The 13,446-nt window shown below is 69.1% G+C and carries 12 protein-coding genes and 1 tRNA gene; 6 read left to right on the top strand and 7 right to left on the bottom strand.

What is annotated here, in order from left to right; genetic code table 11:
• Nucleotides 1–589: helix-turn-helix transcriptional regulator (locus VE172_RS10885; RefSeq protein WP_324801113.1), on the top strand; the 589-nt coding region annotated here is incomplete at its 5' end.
• Nucleotides 590–617: 28 nt separating this feature from the next.
• The gene (locus VE172_RS10880; protein WP_324801110.1) at nucleotides 618–980 is read left to right on the top strand and encodes an MmcQ/YjbR family DNA-binding protein; all 363 of its coding nucleotides are present in this window, start codon (nucleotides 618–620) and stop codon (nucleotides 978–980) included.
• On the opposite strand, the gene VE172_RS10875 is transcribed toward VE172_RS10880, so the two are convergent.
• Nucleotides 977–1,954: a TRM11 family SAM-dependent methyltransferase gene (locus VE172_RS10875; RefSeq protein ID WP_324801107.1), complete on the bottom strand. Its 978-nt coding sequence runs from the start codon at nucleotides 1,952–1,954 to the stop codon at nucleotides 977–979. The genes VE172_RS10880 and VE172_RS10875 overlap by 4 nt on opposite strands.
• Before the next feature lie 95 nt (nucleotides 1,955–2,049).
• Between VE172_RS10875 and VE172_RS10870 the strand changes: the two genes are divergently transcribed.
• Nucleotides 2,050–2,122, top strand: a tRNA-Ala gene (locus VE172_RS10870).
• Between the two features lie 45 nt (nucleotides 2,123–2,167).
• Here VE172_RS10870 and VE172_RS10865 read toward each other — a convergent pair.
• Both VE172_RS10865 and VE172_RS10860 read right to left on the bottom strand, forming a co-directional pair.
• Nucleotides 2,168–2,311 carry a hypothetical protein gene (locus VE172_RS10865; RefSeq protein ID WP_324801104.1) on the bottom strand — a complete coding sequence of 48 codons (144 nt, stop codon included), beginning with the start codon at nucleotides 2,309–2,311 and terminating at the stop codon, nucleotides 2,168–2,170.
• On the bottom strand, nucleotides 2,299–2,721 hold the full coding sequence (locus VE172_RS10860) for a serine/threonine-protein kinase (protein WP_324801102.1): 423 nt from the start codon (nucleotides 2,719–2,721) through the stop codon (nucleotides 2,299–2,301). The genes VE172_RS10865 and VE172_RS10860 overlap by 13 nt, the downstream gene beginning before the upstream one ends.
• 133 nt (nucleotides 2,722–2,854) lie before the next feature.
• On the opposite strand from VE172_RS10860, the gene VE172_RS10855 reads away from it, so the two are divergent.
• On the top strand, nucleotides 2,855–3,874 hold the full coding sequence (locus tag VE172_RS10855) for a hypothetical protein (RefSeq protein ID WP_324801100.1): 1,020 nt from the start codon (nucleotides 2,855–2,857) through the stop codon (nucleotides 3,872–3,874).
• An 8-nt stretch (nucleotides 3,875–3,882) separates the two neighbouring features.
• On the opposite strand, the gene VE172_RS10850 is transcribed toward VE172_RS10855, so the two are convergent.
• From VE172_RS10850 to VE172_RS10840, 3 genes are all read right to left on the bottom strand, one after another.
• Entirely contained in the window at nucleotides 3,883–4,959 is a 1,077-nt protein-coding gene (locus VE172_RS10850) for a hypothetical protein (protein ID WP_324801097.1), read from the bottom strand.
• Nucleotides 4,952–6,628: an NACHT domain-containing protein gene (locus tag VE172_RS10845; protein WP_324801094.1), complete on the bottom strand. Its 1,677-nt coding sequence runs from the start codon at nucleotides 6,626–6,628 to the stop codon at nucleotides 4,952–4,954. The genes VE172_RS10850 and VE172_RS10845 overlap by 8 nt, the downstream gene beginning before the upstream one ends.
• A gap of 111 nt (nucleotides 6,629–6,739) precedes the next feature.
• Nucleotides 6,740–7,726: a quinone oxidoreductase family protein gene (locus VE172_RS10840; RefSeq protein WP_324801092.1), complete on the bottom strand. Its 987-nt coding sequence runs from the start codon at nucleotides 7,724–7,726 to the stop codon at nucleotides 6,740–6,742.
• Between the two features lie 784 nt (nucleotides 7,727–8,510).
• Between VE172_RS10840 and VE172_RS10835 the strand changes: the two genes are divergently transcribed.
• Both VE172_RS10835 and VE172_RS10830 read left to right on the top strand, forming a co-directional pair.
• Entirely contained in the window at nucleotides 8,511–9,452 is a 942-nt protein-coding gene (locus VE172_RS10835; protein ID WP_324801089.1) for an ATP-binding cassette domain-containing protein, read from the top strand.
• Nucleotides 9,449–10,192: an ABC transporter permease gene (locus tag VE172_RS10830; RefSeq protein ID WP_324801086.1), complete on the top strand. Its 744-nt coding sequence runs from the start codon at nucleotides 9,449–9,451 to the stop codon at nucleotides 10,190–10,192. Before VE172_RS10835 ends, VE172_RS10830 begins: the two co-directional genes overlap by 4 nt.
• 117 nt (nucleotides 10,193–10,309) lie before the next feature.
• On the opposite strand, the gene VE172_RS10825 is transcribed toward VE172_RS10830, so the two are convergent.
• Nucleotides 10,310–13,435 (bottom strand): ATP-binding protein, encoded by a 3,126-nt coding sequence (locus VE172_RS10825; protein ID WP_324801084.1) that lies wholly within the window; start codon nucleotides 13,433–13,435, stop codon nucleotides 10,310–10,312.
• Between the last annotated feature and the right edge of the window lie 11 nt (nucleotides 13,436–13,446).

Genomic DNA, 13,446 nt, shown 5'->3' with positions numbered 1-13,446 from the left:
CCCCGTTGCCCTGCTGCTCATCGCGTCCCGGCCCTCCGACTCCGACGGCCTGTCGGCCCCCGCCGCCCGCCTCCTCAAACACCTCGACGCCGACGACACCGTCTCCCGCCTCGACCTCGAGGCGCTGCCCCCCGCGTCCGTCCCGCCCACCTCCGCCGCCTGGGCCCGCTACGCCCTCGCCCTCGCCGACCCCGCCGCCGCCCTCCCCGCCGCGCTGCGCGGCGCCGCCGAACTGCTCGAGGACGGCGACACCGACGCGGCGTCCGACCTCATCGCCGCATGCCTGGGCCCCCAAGACAACCCCGACGCGCCCCACCCCGCCCCCCACCCCGTCCTGCGCCGCCTCCTACGCAGGTTCGGCCGCCCCGACACCCCCGACAACGGCGACCTCACCGCCCGCGAACACGAGGTCCTGTCCTGCCTGGCCAGGGGCATGAGCAACCGCCAGGTCGCCAAGGCCCTGGGCATCTCGGTGCGCACGGTGACGGTCCACGTCTCCAATCTGCTGCGCAAGACGGGCACCACCTCCCGCACCGAGGCGGCCCTGTGGGCGGTCGAGCGCGGCCTCGCGGGCCAACCACCGCGTTGATGTCCCACCGTTGCGCCACAATCGCGGGATGGACGAAGATCGCATCGCGCTGCTGCGCGAACGGTGCATGGGGATGCCCGAGGCCACCGAGCGGGTCAGCCACGGGGAGCCCGCCTGGTTCGTCCGCGACAAGAAGATGTTCGCGATGACGTCCCAGCACCACCACGACGACCGCGTCGGCTTCTGGTGCGCCGCCCCGCCTGGCGAGACCGCCGCGCTGGTCGCCGAGTCGCCCGAGCGGTTCTTCGTGCCGCCGTATGTGGGTCACCGTGGGTGGCTCGGGGTCTACCTCGACATCGAAACCGTTGACTGGAAAGAGATCTCCGAGATCGTCGCCGACGCCTACCGCTGCATCGCGCCCCAGAGGCTCATCGCCGAACTCGACGCCTAGCGGGTGCGGCGCGTCGTCACCACGTACGCGCTCGGGTGGGCGCCGCCCGTGGCGAAGCCGACCTCCTTGATCACCCGAATGCCCCTCGTGCGCTGCACGGTCTGGGTGAACAGGCGCTTGTCCTCGGTGAGCAGGACGGCCCTTCCCTTGCGCGCCAACACCCGCGCGATCTCGCCCAGCACCGCGGGATACAGCCGCTGGTTGCCGATGTGCGAGCCCACGCGCTTGCCGAACGGCAGGTTCGCCACCAACCGATCCACGCTCCCGTCGGCCAGCGGCAACGCCCCCGCGTCGCCGCGCCACAGGCCCGCGCCCGTCCCCCGCCGCCGCAGGTTCTCCCGCGCCCGCGCCACCCAGTGCCGATCGTGATCGGCACCCAGCAGCACCCGCGGGTCCGCCATGTCCCCCGCCTGCACCAGCAACGTGCCCGCCCCGCACATCGGGTCGCACACCACGTCGTCGGGTGTGATCTTCGCCAAGCGCACCATGATCGCCGCGATCACGGGCGTGGTCGACGCGGGCGCCCGCCGCAGCTCCCCGAACCGCTTCGTCCAGTACAACCCCCCGACCTCGGCCACCACCCCCTCGGCGTCGGCCACCAGGTTCACGTCCCAGTCGCTCGGCTCGTTGCGCCACCCCTTGGCCACCAACGCATCCCGCACCTCCCACCGCTTCTCAATCTCCCCCACCCGAAACCGCGGCGCCGCCCCCAACGCCGCCACCACGCCGTCTGCCGCCGACCGCGCCAGCCCCTCCACGGGCGCGTCACCCACCAGCACCCCCGCCGAACTGAAATACCGCACCCCCGCCAACCCCCGCAGGTCACCATCCACATCGACCACCACCCCGTCGGCCCGCCGCCGCACCACAGCGACCCCTTCCAGCCCCCGCAGCTCCTCGACCAGGTAATCCACACCCCCGCCGACGGTCCGCAACACCAACCGCTCCCGCACGACCCGCTCAAGCTCCAACACGCGACCACCGTACGTCCGACCCGATCGCCCCCACCCGAAACCCGGTTTCGACCGCACCGAATCCGCATGTACACTGATCCGGTCGCGTCGCCCGAGGGGCTGTAGCGCAGCTGGTAGCGCACCACACTGGCAGTGTGGGGGTCAGGGGTTCAAATCCCCTCAGCTCCACTTGGTACATACGACGCGACGAGGCCGCTGGACCGTGAGAACGGGTCAGCGGCCTTTTTCGTCTTCCCGCAGTCGCTCGCGAAAGTCGCGGCATTCGTCCGCCTTCGTGGTGAGGCCGAGTTCCCGAAAGATGGATTCCGCTTCGTCGAAACGGGTCCTGGCGGCGGGGCGCCTGTTCAGGGCGTACATGACGCCCAGATTGAACAGGGCCTGGGCCTCCACGTCGCCGCGGTGTCGTTCAACACCGCGTGAACGATCTCGGGCATCGTGCGGCGCTGGAACGGCGAGATCCCTTCCAGGGCGTGGTAAAGCGTGGCACCCAGCGAGTACAGGTCGCTGGCGGGCGTGGCGTCGTCGCCGCGCATCTGCTCGGGCGAGACGTCGTCGAAGGTGCCCATCACGGAGCTCGGCAGCGTTATCCGCGCGGTCCTCGTCGCGACGTAGGCGATGCCGAAGTCCGTCAACAGGACGGTCCCGTCGTCGGCGATCATCACGTTGGCGGGCTTCGCATCGCGGGGCACGATGTGGGCGCGGTGCACGGTTTCCAGCGCGTCGAGCAGCTTCTTGGCGATGTCGGTGACGACGCCGGATGGCAACATTCTCCTGCGCTGCGGTCGGACGGCCGAGGCACGCACGGGGCTGTCATCGGTTCGCCGACGGTCAGTGACGATCAAGAACGTGACAGCGTTTGCCGTTACGGTGTACGCCACTTGTCCGATCTTGGGAGTTGGTATGCCGATCCGCAAAGGCCACTGTGGCTATCTCGCGGCGCTGGCCGTGGGTGTCGCCGTCATCGGTGGCTGTTCGGTATCGGTGGAGAAGCCGTCGGGCAGCGCCGATTGCGACCGCATCGCCGAGCTGACGCACGGCAAGGCGCCTGCCAAGGTCGTCCCGCATCGGAAGCTTCCGTTGCCGCAGGACGTGACCAAGGTGTCGGCGTCGATCGTGAAGAAGGGCAATCCGCCGTCGATCGGGCCGAACGAGTCGAGCATCGGGACCCGCCAATCCCTGGTGGACAACGTGGTCGTGGTCGCCGCGCTCACCACGGACGTCAAGGACGCGGAGCGGCAGACCCGCTCGGCGATAACGTCCGACAAGTTGAAGGTCAACGGCGGGTCGTCGGGCACGTCGAACGGTTCCGAGCAGGACTTCAGCCTCAGCTACGTGGGCGACTTCCGCGACGGCGGCGTCGCCACCTACCAATGCGGTGACACCGCGTGGGTGGTGGTGACCGACACATTGGTGCCCGACTTTCCCGACAGCGCCGACGATCCGCTGCCCAGTTGCGAGGAGATCGCTGCGGCAGTTCCGTCCAAGGTGTATGCCGATCCCGTCGCGATGGACGACTACGGCGAGGAGACCGACGACAAGGACGGGTCGACGCGCACCTGCGGCGTCTACAACAAGGGTGACGATTACAACCTGTCGGGATACTCCTATGTGGAGATGCGGCGACCCGAGCTCGACCCTCGCTTGTGGTATCACAGGTTGGAGGACATGGATGGGGAGCCGAAGTCGTTCGCCAAGAAGGCATGCATAAGCCCCGATGCCCAGAAGCTCCACGCGTTGCCAGGCGGCCCGAAGGGGGCGTCGTACTGCGCCGACACGACGACGAGCCAGGTGGGTCTGTCCGCGGCGATGACGGTCGGGGAGGACTACTGGGTCGGCGTCAGTCACGAGGACAGCGACCTGTCGGAGAAGAAGCTCCTGGATCGGTCATCGGTGATGCTGGCGGCGCTGTCCAAGCTCTGAGTCGTCGGTTATTCGCGGACGAGGATGAGGAGTTCGTTGGGCGGTGTGGCAAGGGTTTCGCGGCGTTCGATGGTGATCAGCTCGGCGATGTATTCCCAGAACTTGTGGATCTTGATCAGCGTGACGTCGCTTTTGGGTCGCCAGCTCCAGGCGTCCTTGTTGTAAGTCTCGGCAATCCAAGAGAGGACGGCCAAGCCCACTCGTATGTCGCGAATGGATTCTCGGTCGAACGGCGCCTTTTGGGCGAACAGATCACTGATGCGCTCATTGGCTTCCGCGAGGAACTGTCTGATGTCCTCGTCGATAGGGAGCTTGGAACGATAATACGAGGATCGAGGGCGGCTGTAGTTTTGCTCATACCTGGGGGTGTTCGGAATCAGTTCCCACCAACGTTCATCGATCCAAGCCCGCTCCGAGTGACCAGTGACCTGTGCATCGCTCGGCACCGTGAGGGGCTGGGGGTGGACGACGCAAATCAATGCGGCGATGAACTCTATGGTTTTGGAACCCGACAACCGAAGCGATCGAATCCACCGTTGGGCGCGGTCATACAAGGAGCTCACCGTGTCGAGGTTGCGTTCTACACCTTGGACATCGACATCGAAAAAAGGAGCCTCCACCATCGCCCGCAGGCGGCGTTCGTCCCGCAGCGCGCGCCTGTCCGTGTCGAAGAGGCCGTCGAACACCTCCAGGTCGTCAACGAGCGTCGTTGTGAAGTCGTATGTCGACACTTGAAATTGGTTGGGCCCCAGGGAATCGAACGCCGCGAGTGCTTCGCACGTGACCTTGTCCGTCCAAACGCGGTGCTTCGCGGTGTCGGCGATGTCGCTGAAGTGGCGGGTAGCAAACTCCTCTGGGGTTGGAAGACGGTAGGAGACGCCTTCATCGAGGACAGAATTGAACCAGGCGACAAATCTCCGCACCTCCAACGGCCGCATGCCCAACACCGCGCCGTCCTGTGTATGGGCCACGGGGCTCGGGTATCGGCCCTCGTGCCGTTCGACGCGGGCGAACAGGTCATGCACTCGTGAGGTCACCGCGAACGCGGGCGCCGACATCCACTCCACATCCGATGTATCAATCATCGGTGACGCCCAAGCTATACGGCAAGTTGGGCGAACGGGAAGCGTCGAGGCGAGCGGCCAACGCTGCCGCGGTCTTGAATCGCTCACTATCTACAGGGAAGTTGCCCGCGAGTACGCGGTTCACTTCTCGTCGCATCGCGGCGTCGATCGCGACATTTCGATTGATGGCCAATTTCGTGCACTCGATAGCGATGTCCCAGGCATCGGCATCGTTGCGGTCCAAAGCCGCGGAAATGACATCGCTAGGGTCGTTGTCGGACGCCCACAACAATGTGGTCTCTCGCCACCAAGGATCACCGAGGTTCTCGATCAGCCTTGAGGTGTCGTTCAACTGGGCGATTCGCCGCGCGGCCAGGTACTCCTGCAACGTCAAGTGCGGGAATGCCCAGGCGCCTCGTCCAACGGGTACCACGATGCCGTTGCCCCGCAGGTCATCAAGGACCGTTGCGGCATCCGCATCGACGATTCTCCCGAACAGAGGCTCCACTTCGAACATGGGCAGTTCAGTGCGTCGTACCAGCATCATGGCCCCCGCCAGTTCCTCCACCACCCTCAACTTCTCCGCGGCGGACAAGGCACTCGCCGTTGTAGACACGCCCGCGGACTCCCGTCGCTTATGGACCAAAAGGTGCACGAGGTCGCGATACAGGTCGACGCGATCCGTTGGCAGGCCGCCGTCGCGGTGGTGGTGGACGTAGACGATGAGGTGCAAAAGCAGCGGGTTGGACGCCAGCTCGTGGAGCTTCGGCTGATCGCGCAATCGAGACAACAGCTCCTCGGCTTGGCCGTCGGGGTCGGTGATGTGCTGTCGGCCGTCGGAAGCCATGGCGCGGTAGCAGGAGGACACGAAGGCCGCGATCTGCTCGTCGGTCAGTTCCCGCACCTCCAACAGGATGTCGGCGTTGTTCAGGCTGCCCGAGGCGAAACCGTGGGGTCGGGAGGTGACGACCATGGTGATGCGGCGGTAGCGCCCGCTCGCCCGCTCGGCCCAGTCCACGACCGTGCGGCGGTGGTCGGCGGGGACCTCGTCCAGACCGTCCAACATGACCAAGCATCGTCCTCCCCGCAGCCAGCGCTCCACATCGGAGGGCCTCACCATGCTGCCCTCCAGCCAGCGCGCCGACGCGGCGACCTCAGCCAAACTCACGCCAGGGTCGGCGACGATCGCCTCGAAGTGGTGCGCCAGCACGATCAGCAGCGGCATCACCCGATGGCCTTCGGCCTCGCTCGCCAGGCGCAGGGTGGTGTGGCGCAGCAATGTGGACTTTCCCGCGCCTGGAATCCCCCAGATCGCGATGATCCGTGCGGTGGCCTGCTTCAGGATCGCGTCCAGGCTGAGGCGCTCACCCTCCTTCGCCGCGAACCCGAAGGTGTGCACTGTGTCCTGGCTCCAGTTGACTTCCCTGCTGAGGCTCACGTCCTGATAGGTCTGTTCAATGTCGAGCTTTACGCCCCAGGTGTCGGCGCCCACCAGCCGCATCTCGCGCAGATACGGGCTGGACAGCACTCGCGCGACGAACGCCCTTCGCGCGATCACGGGTCGCACCACCAGGTAGATCGCGACGCTGATCAACGCCGTGGCCGCGCCACAGCCGACAGTAATGAGCCACAGTGGACTTCCGCTGATCGCCGCCGCGGCAACCAGGACCCCCGTGATCGCCGTCAGCACCGTCGATACCGACGCCACCGACCATCGCGGCGCAGTCGCTCGCTCCCGCATACCACCAACCTTCGCCGCCCTCGAGTATAAATTTCGCGGCGCGGCGGGCGGTCGCCAGACCTAACGGACGCGAAGCACCGTCTTGACGGGGGCGCGTCGGTCCTCGAGGGCGCGGTGAACCTCGGCCGCCTCGTCGAGGGGCACGACGGCGGGGGCGTCGGTGCCGAGCAGGCCACGATGGGTGAGGTCCACAATGGCCGACAGGGCGGACTGGACGCGGTCGGGAACCAGGTGGGCGGTGCCGCCCTGGCTGAAGCCGATCACCTGGCGGGAGTTGGCCCACGCCGAGTCGGCGGAGATCGTGCGGTCCTCGCCGCTGGCGTTGCCGACCACGATCTGGCGCCCGAACGGGGCCAGGTGCCCATACGCGGTCTCGCGCAGCGCACCGCCCACGGGATCGATGACGACGTCGACGCCGTGCCCCTCGGTGAGATCGGCGATGGTGGCATCGAGGTCGGCGGCCAACACGGTGTCGGTCCATGGCAGGTCGGGGCGGGCTCGCGGCAGGGCGCGCCCGAAGACGCCGATGACGCTGCGGGCGGGACGGATCGCGGCGACGCGGGCGGCCACCTCCCCGAGCCCCCCGCTGGCGCCCAGGATCAGGACGCGGTCGCGAACATCGAGTCGGGCGAGATCGTGCAGGACCGTCCAGGCCGTCCCGCCGTTGACGAGCACGGCACACACCCGCGCCAGATCGGCGTCGTCGGGAAGTCGGGTCGCCATGGTGGCGTGGGCAACCGCGATCTCGGCGTACCCGCCCGCGCGCATGGTGCGCCCAAAATCGTTGAGCAGCGCCCCCACGGGCTGCCCAGGCACGAACCCCTCGACATCGGATCCAACGGCGCGCACGTACCCCGTGGCCTCGATCCCTGGCGTGAACGGGGTCGGCAGCTCGAAGGTGCCCGAACGAAACATCGTGTCGACGAACCCGACCCCCGCGTACGCCACATCGATCGTCAACTCCCCACGCCCAGGACTGGGGTCGGGCAGCTCGGTGACCTCGAGGGCCTCGGCGGGCCCTGGGGTTTTGACCGTGATCGCGCGCATCGCACACCTTCCTGATCGATCCGACGACCGATGGTAACCAGGCAACGCCCACCACCCACCGAGCGACGCCGCCCCGATGAGCGGAATCACCCCTGGCCCCGCACCCGCGGCAACCTGCCGAAACCCCACGCCTCGCGGCCACTCACCACCGCCCACACCACCCACGACCACGGCTGGCTCCTCGGCCACGACACTGACGACGCGTGGGATTCCCCCCGCCCACGCCAGACACGGCGACGAAACCGACAACGCACGCGGGACCCCAACGCCAGCAAGCGAAGTAACCCACCATCCCCACACCAGCTGCGGCGGCGGACCCAACAACGCAAGCAAAGCCACAAAGGTCCCGCTGCCACGGCACTCTGGCGGCGCCAATGACACGTGGGATTCGCTCCCCGCCATGGCAGCGGATCCAACGACGAAAGCCCGACCATGGCTGGATCCTCGGCCGTAGCGCGCTGGTGGCTGCCGCGACGCAGGGGCTCCTCCCCCACCACACCTACTGCGGCAGCGGAACCAACAACGTACGCGCGACCACAACGCAAGCAAACGGGTGACTCTCCACCTCCACCCCCGCCGCGGCAACGGAACCGACGACGCAGGCAGAACCACGGCTGGCTCCTCGGCCACGGCGCGCTAGTGACACCCGCGACGTGGGGATTCCACCCCCGCCGCGGCAGCGGAACCGACAACGAAGGCCGCAGGCGTCACCCCTGTCATCGGGTGAGTTTCAGTGTCAGCGCGATGTCAGGCGGGTGACAGGGCGGGTCGCGAATGTTGGCGCATGAACACAACAGCGATAGCGGTCTCGGGACTGCGCAAGTCATTTGGCGACAAGGTCGTGCTCGACGGCATCGACTTCGACGTCGCCGAGGGTTCGATTTTCGGTCTGCTCGGTCCGAACGGGGCGGGCAAGACGACGACCGTCAATGTGTTGACCACGTTGATGACCGCCGACGGCGGGTCGGCTCGGGTCGGCGGGCACGACGTCGCCGCCGAGGCGAAGGCGGTGCGCTCCGCGATCGGGGTGACGGGTCAGTTCGCCGCCGTCGACGAGTTGTTGACGGGGCGCGAGAACCTGCAGCTGATGGTGGACCTCAGTCCCGTGTCCTCAAAGGAGGGCGCTCGGATCGTCGATCGATTGCTGGAGCGCTTCGATCTGGTGGAGGCGGCGCGCAAGCCCGTGTCGACCTACTCGGGCGGCATGCGGCGCAAGCTCGACCTGGCGATGACGCTGGTCGGCGATCCGCGGATCATCTTCCTGGACGAGCCGACCACGGGCCTCGACCCGCGCAGCCGCCGTACCATGTGGACGATCATTCGCGACCTGGTCGCGGGCGGCGTCACCGTCTTCCTCACCACCCAGTATCTCGACGAGGCCGACCAGCTGGCCGATCGGATCGCCGTACTGGACCAGGGTCGGCTGGTGGCCCAGGGCACCCCCGCCGAGTTGAAGCGCCTGATCCCCGGGACCCATGTGCGGCTGCGGTTCGCCACCGAGGCGGAGCTCGCGTCGGCCGCGCAGGTCATCAGCGACTCTACTGTGGATGATGACGGGGTGACCCTGCGCGTCCCCAGCGACGGCGGCACCCGATCCCTGCAATCCCTCCTGGAGCGGCTCAGCGAGTACTCGCTGAGCGCCGAGGAGTTCTCCGTCCGCACACCCGACCTCGATGACGTTTTCCTCGCCCTGACGGGCCACACCACGGAGGTGGAAGCCAAATGAAGTCCCATTCGATGGTGATGTTGCGCCGCAACGTCAAGCACATCACCCGCAACCCGATCTCGGTGTTCAACGCGGTCCTCATGCCCGTCGTGGTCCTGTTGATGTTCGTCTACATGCTGGGCGACGCCTTCAGCGTCGGCGTCGACTACGTCGACTACGCGACGCCGGGCATGATCCTGCTGGCCGTCTGCTATGGACTCGGTGCCGTGGCGACGGGGGTGAACTCCGACATGACCACGGGCATCATCAACCGCTTCAAGGTCATGGACGTGTCGCGCGGCGCGGTGCTGACGGGCCACGTCGTCTCCAGCGTGGTCACCAACCTGATCGCCATCGCCGCGATCATCGGCACCGCCTTCGCCCTGGGCTTCCGCCCGAACGCGGGCTTCGCCGACTGGCTCGGCGTGATCGGCGTGATCCTGCTGCTGAGCATCGCCGCGGGCTGGTTGACCGTCGCCCTGGGTCTGGCGGCGAAGACCCCCGAATCGGCGGGGCTGGCCGCGGTGCCGCTGGTCATGTTGCCGTTCTTCAGCAGCGCGATCGTTCCCGCCGAGAAGATGGGCCCCGGGGTCAAGCAGTTCGCCGAGTACCAGCCGTTCACGCCGATCATCGAGACCATGCGCGGGCTGCTCAACGGCACCCCGCACGCGGGCGACGTGATTCCCGCGATCTGCTGGTGCGTCGGCATCGCCGTCGTCGGCTACCTGTGGGCGTCGGCGACGTTCAAGAAGCGAGCGTGACGATCGTCAACGCGCCAGGCCGCGGCGGATTCCTCGTCCGCAAGGACGTTCGTGCATTCGACGGGAAATGAGACGCCGTCGCCGTGGTCCCGATCCAGCGATCGGGGCCACGGCCGTTCACGAGCCGAGCGTGACCGCGACCAGTTCGCCCCAGCTCGCCTGGGCACCCTCCCGCGCCGCCTCAGCGAAGCGTTCCTCGCCGAGGCGGCGCCGTGCCTCGTCGGCGATGCGGGCGGGGTCGGGGTGGCCGCGGTCGGGCGTGCCGCGCAGCGCTGCGGCGCAGGCGAGGAGCCGCGCGGCCTGCTCGGGCGCGTCGCGGCGCAGCGCCAGGTCGGCGACGCCGACGACGGCCTGCGCGATCACCAGCGCGTTTCCCGCCTCGGACGCCGCCGTGACCGCCGCGTCGCGGTGTTCGCGGGCCGCGTCGATGTCGTCGGCGAGGTAACCGCGGACGTCCTCGATCGTGGCGCGGATGTAGGCCCGTTCGGCCTCGTCGCCCAGCACGGCCGTCAGGATGTCGAGCTGGCGGCGCGCCTCGGCCGCGTCGCCGCCCCAGCGGGCCAGCTCGCCCTTGGCCAGCGCGAGCACGGCCAGGGTGCCGGGCCAGGTGACGCCGGCGGCGTGGTGTTCGGCCTCGGCCATGGAGGCCGCGCTGGCGGCGTGGTCGCCCAGCAGCCAGTACAGCTGGGATTGCCTGGCCCGCAGGCGAATGATGTCGTCGACGGCGCCGATCTCGGCGACGACCGTTGCGCCCTGCTCGTAGAGCTCGCAGGCGGCGGCGAGCTCGCCGCGGGTGGCGATCAGGTCCGCGCGCTCGGCCAGCGCGAAGGAGATGCCGAAGCGTTCCCCGATCGCTCGGAACTCCGCCAGTGCCTCCGCGAGGTAGCGGTCGGCGCCCGCCAGGTCGTGGCCCGACATCACCCGCATCTTGCCGAGTTGCAGCCGGGCGATGGCGCGCACCCACGGGTCCTCGTCGTCCAGGACGGGGTCGAAGGCGGTCAGGGCGGCCTCGGGCCCGTCCAGCAGGCGGACCATCGCGTCGATGAGGCGCTGGCCGGGGTGGCGGCCCGACATGCGGCCCTGGAAGTGCTGCGCCTTTCGGATCCATTGCGCCGCTTGGTGTTCGTCCCCGGGTCCGGTCGTCACGAACAGCACCAGCAGGGCGTACACCGTGGCGCGGGCGTCGTCGCCGACGTCGCCGGGGAGGTCGTCGGCGGCGGTGAGCAGCTCCATGCCCTCGGCCTTGTGCCCGCTGAGCCACCAGTACCACCCGGCGGCGACCCCCAGCCGCATCGCGGCCGCGGCGTCGGCGGAGGCGAGGGAGCCGCGCATGGCGGTGGCGATGTTGTCGTGGTCTGATTCCAGAATGGACAGCCATTCGAGTTGGGCGGCGCGGCGCAGCAGCGGTTCGCCGCGTTCGCACAGCTCCGTGAAGTGCGCGAGGTGGGCGCGGCGGGTCGGTTCGGTCTCGGCGGCCTCGGCGAGGCGCTGCGCGGCGTACTCGCGGATGGTGCCGAGCATCCGGTAGCGGGGTGCGCCGTCGCCCGCGGGCACCAGCAGCGACTTGTCCGTCAGCGCCGTCAGCAGCTCGAGCACGTCGTCGGGCTCGACGCCACCGCCCGCGCAGACCCGTTCGGCCGCTTCGAGACTCGCGCCGCCGGAGAACACCGACAACCGCCGCAGCACCGCGCGTTCGGCGTCGCTGAGCGGTTCCCAGCTCCAGTCGACCACGGCGCGCAGGGTGCGGTGGCGGGGCAGCGCGGTGCGGCTGCCGCCGGTCAACAGGCGGAAGCGGTCGGCGAGGCGCTCGGCGAGCTGGTCGAGCGACATGGTGCGCAGCCGGGCGGCGGCCAGCTCGATCGCCAGCGGCATCCCGTCCAGCGCGCGGCAGATCCGCGCCATGGTGGACAGCGCGGGCGGGTCGGCCGCGAAACCGGGGCGCACCGCGCGCGCCCGGTCGCGCAGCAACTGGACGGCGGCGGACGCCTCGATCGCGCCCGGGTCGGCGCCCTCCTCGGGCACCCCCAGCGGGACTACCGGCCACAGCACCTCCCCGGTGATGCCGAGCGGTTCCCGGCTGGTCGCCAGGATGCGCAGCCGCCGGCACTCCCCGAGCACGCGGTGCGCGAAAGCCGCGGCCGCCTCGATGACGTGCTCGCAGTTGTCCAGCACCACCAGGGTTTCGCGCTCGGCGACCGCGGCGATCAGCCGCTCGACCGGCTCGGCGTTCGGCGCCCCGCCCAGCAGGGTGTCGCGCAGGCCGAGCCCGGCGATGGTCGCCTGCGCGACGTCGCCGTCCGTTCCGATCGGGGCCAGCTCGACCAGCCACGCGCCGTCGGCGAAGTCGCCGATCAGGGTGCGCGCGGTCTCGGTGGCCAGCCGGGTCTTGCCCGAGCCGCCCGGCCCGATCAGGGTGATGAGACGGTGGTCGGCGACGAGCCCGGCGACGGCCGCGACGTCGGCGTCCTTGCCGATATAGCTGGTCAGCTCGGACCGCAGGTTGGTGTCGCGCTTGGTTTCCCGGCGTCCCAGCTCGCCGCGCAGCACCGCGACGTGCACCGCGGACAGCTCCGGCGACGGGTCGACGCCGAGGGTCTCGGCCAGGGCCTCGCCAGCGCGCTGGTACGCCAACAGCGCCTCGGAGTCCCGGCCGGACGCCACGAGGGCGCGCATCAGCGCCGCCACCAGCCGCTCGCGCACCGGGTGCGCCGCCACCAGGTCGGACAGCTCGGTGACCAGCTCGGACCCTCCGCCGCGGGCGATCTCGGCGTCGTAGCGGTCCTCCATCGCGGTGAGGCGCAGGCCCTCCAGCCGGGTGACCGCCGCGTCGAGGGCGGGGCTTTCGGTGAGGCCGACGTCCAGCATCGCGGCCCCGCGCCACAGGCCCAGCCCCTGGCGCAGCCGCCGCGGGTCGGGCTCGTCGCGGGCGTGCGTGACGAGGCGTTCGAATCGGACGGCGTCGACGTCATCGGGGTCGACCAGCAGCCGGTACCCGTCGGTCTGGCCCTCGATCGCGCCGTCAGGTAGCAGCTTGCGAAGGCGGGAAACCAGGCGCTGCAAGGCGTTCGTGGCGTCGGCGGGCGGGTGCTCGCCCCAGATCCAGTCGATGAGCGACGCCTTCGCCACGGCCCGGCCCGGCTGGAGCGCCAGCGCGATCAGCAGCCCCCGCAGCCGCGCGCCCGGCACGTCGACCACGTCGTCGCCCGCGCGAACCTCGAACGGCCCCAGCATCCCAATCTGCACCCGCCGATCTT

Origin of the sequence: Stackebrandtia sp., assembly GCF_035643755.1 — a bacterium.
GTDB lineage: Bacteria > Actinomycetota > Actinomycetes > Mycobacteriales > Micromonosporaceae > Stackebrandtia.
Note: the sequence above shows the minus strand (reverse complement) of the source record. Positions and strands in the feature narration are given on the sequence as shown.

Bases quoted from the DNA above. Each gene is read 5' to 3' on its own strand.
- VE172_RS10880 (WP_324801110.1), top strand. From the start codon at position 618: ATGGACGAAGATCGCATCGCGCTGCTGCGCGAACGGTGCATGGGGATG.
- VE172_RS10865 (WP_324801104.1), bottom strand. From the start codon at position 2,311: ATGTACGCCCTGAACAGGCGCCCCGCCGCCAGGACCCGTTTCGACGAA.
- VE172_RS10860 (WP_324801102.1), bottom strand. From the start codon at position 2,721: ATGTTGCCATCCGGCGTCGTCACCGACATCGCCAAGAAGCTGCTCGAC.
- VE172_RS10855 (WP_324801100.1), top strand. From the start codon at position 2,855: ATGCCGATCCGCAAAGGCCACTGTGGCTATCTCGCGGCGCTGGCCGTG.
- VE172_RS10850 (WP_324801097.1), bottom strand. From the start codon at position 4,959: ATGATTGATACATCGGATGTGGAGTGGATGTCGGCGCCCGCGTTCGCG.
- VE172_RS10840 (WP_324801092.1), bottom strand. From the start codon at position 7,726: ATGCGCGCGATCACGGTCAAAACCCCAGGGCCCGCCGAGGCCCTCGAG.
- VE172_RS10835 (WP_324801089.1), top strand. From the start codon at position 8,511: ATGAACACAACAGCGATAGCGGTCTCGGGACTGCGCAAGTCATTTGGC.
- VE172_RS10830 (WP_324801086.1), top strand. From the start codon at position 9,449: ATGAAGTCCCATTCGATGGTGATGTTGCGCCGCAACGTCAAGCACATC.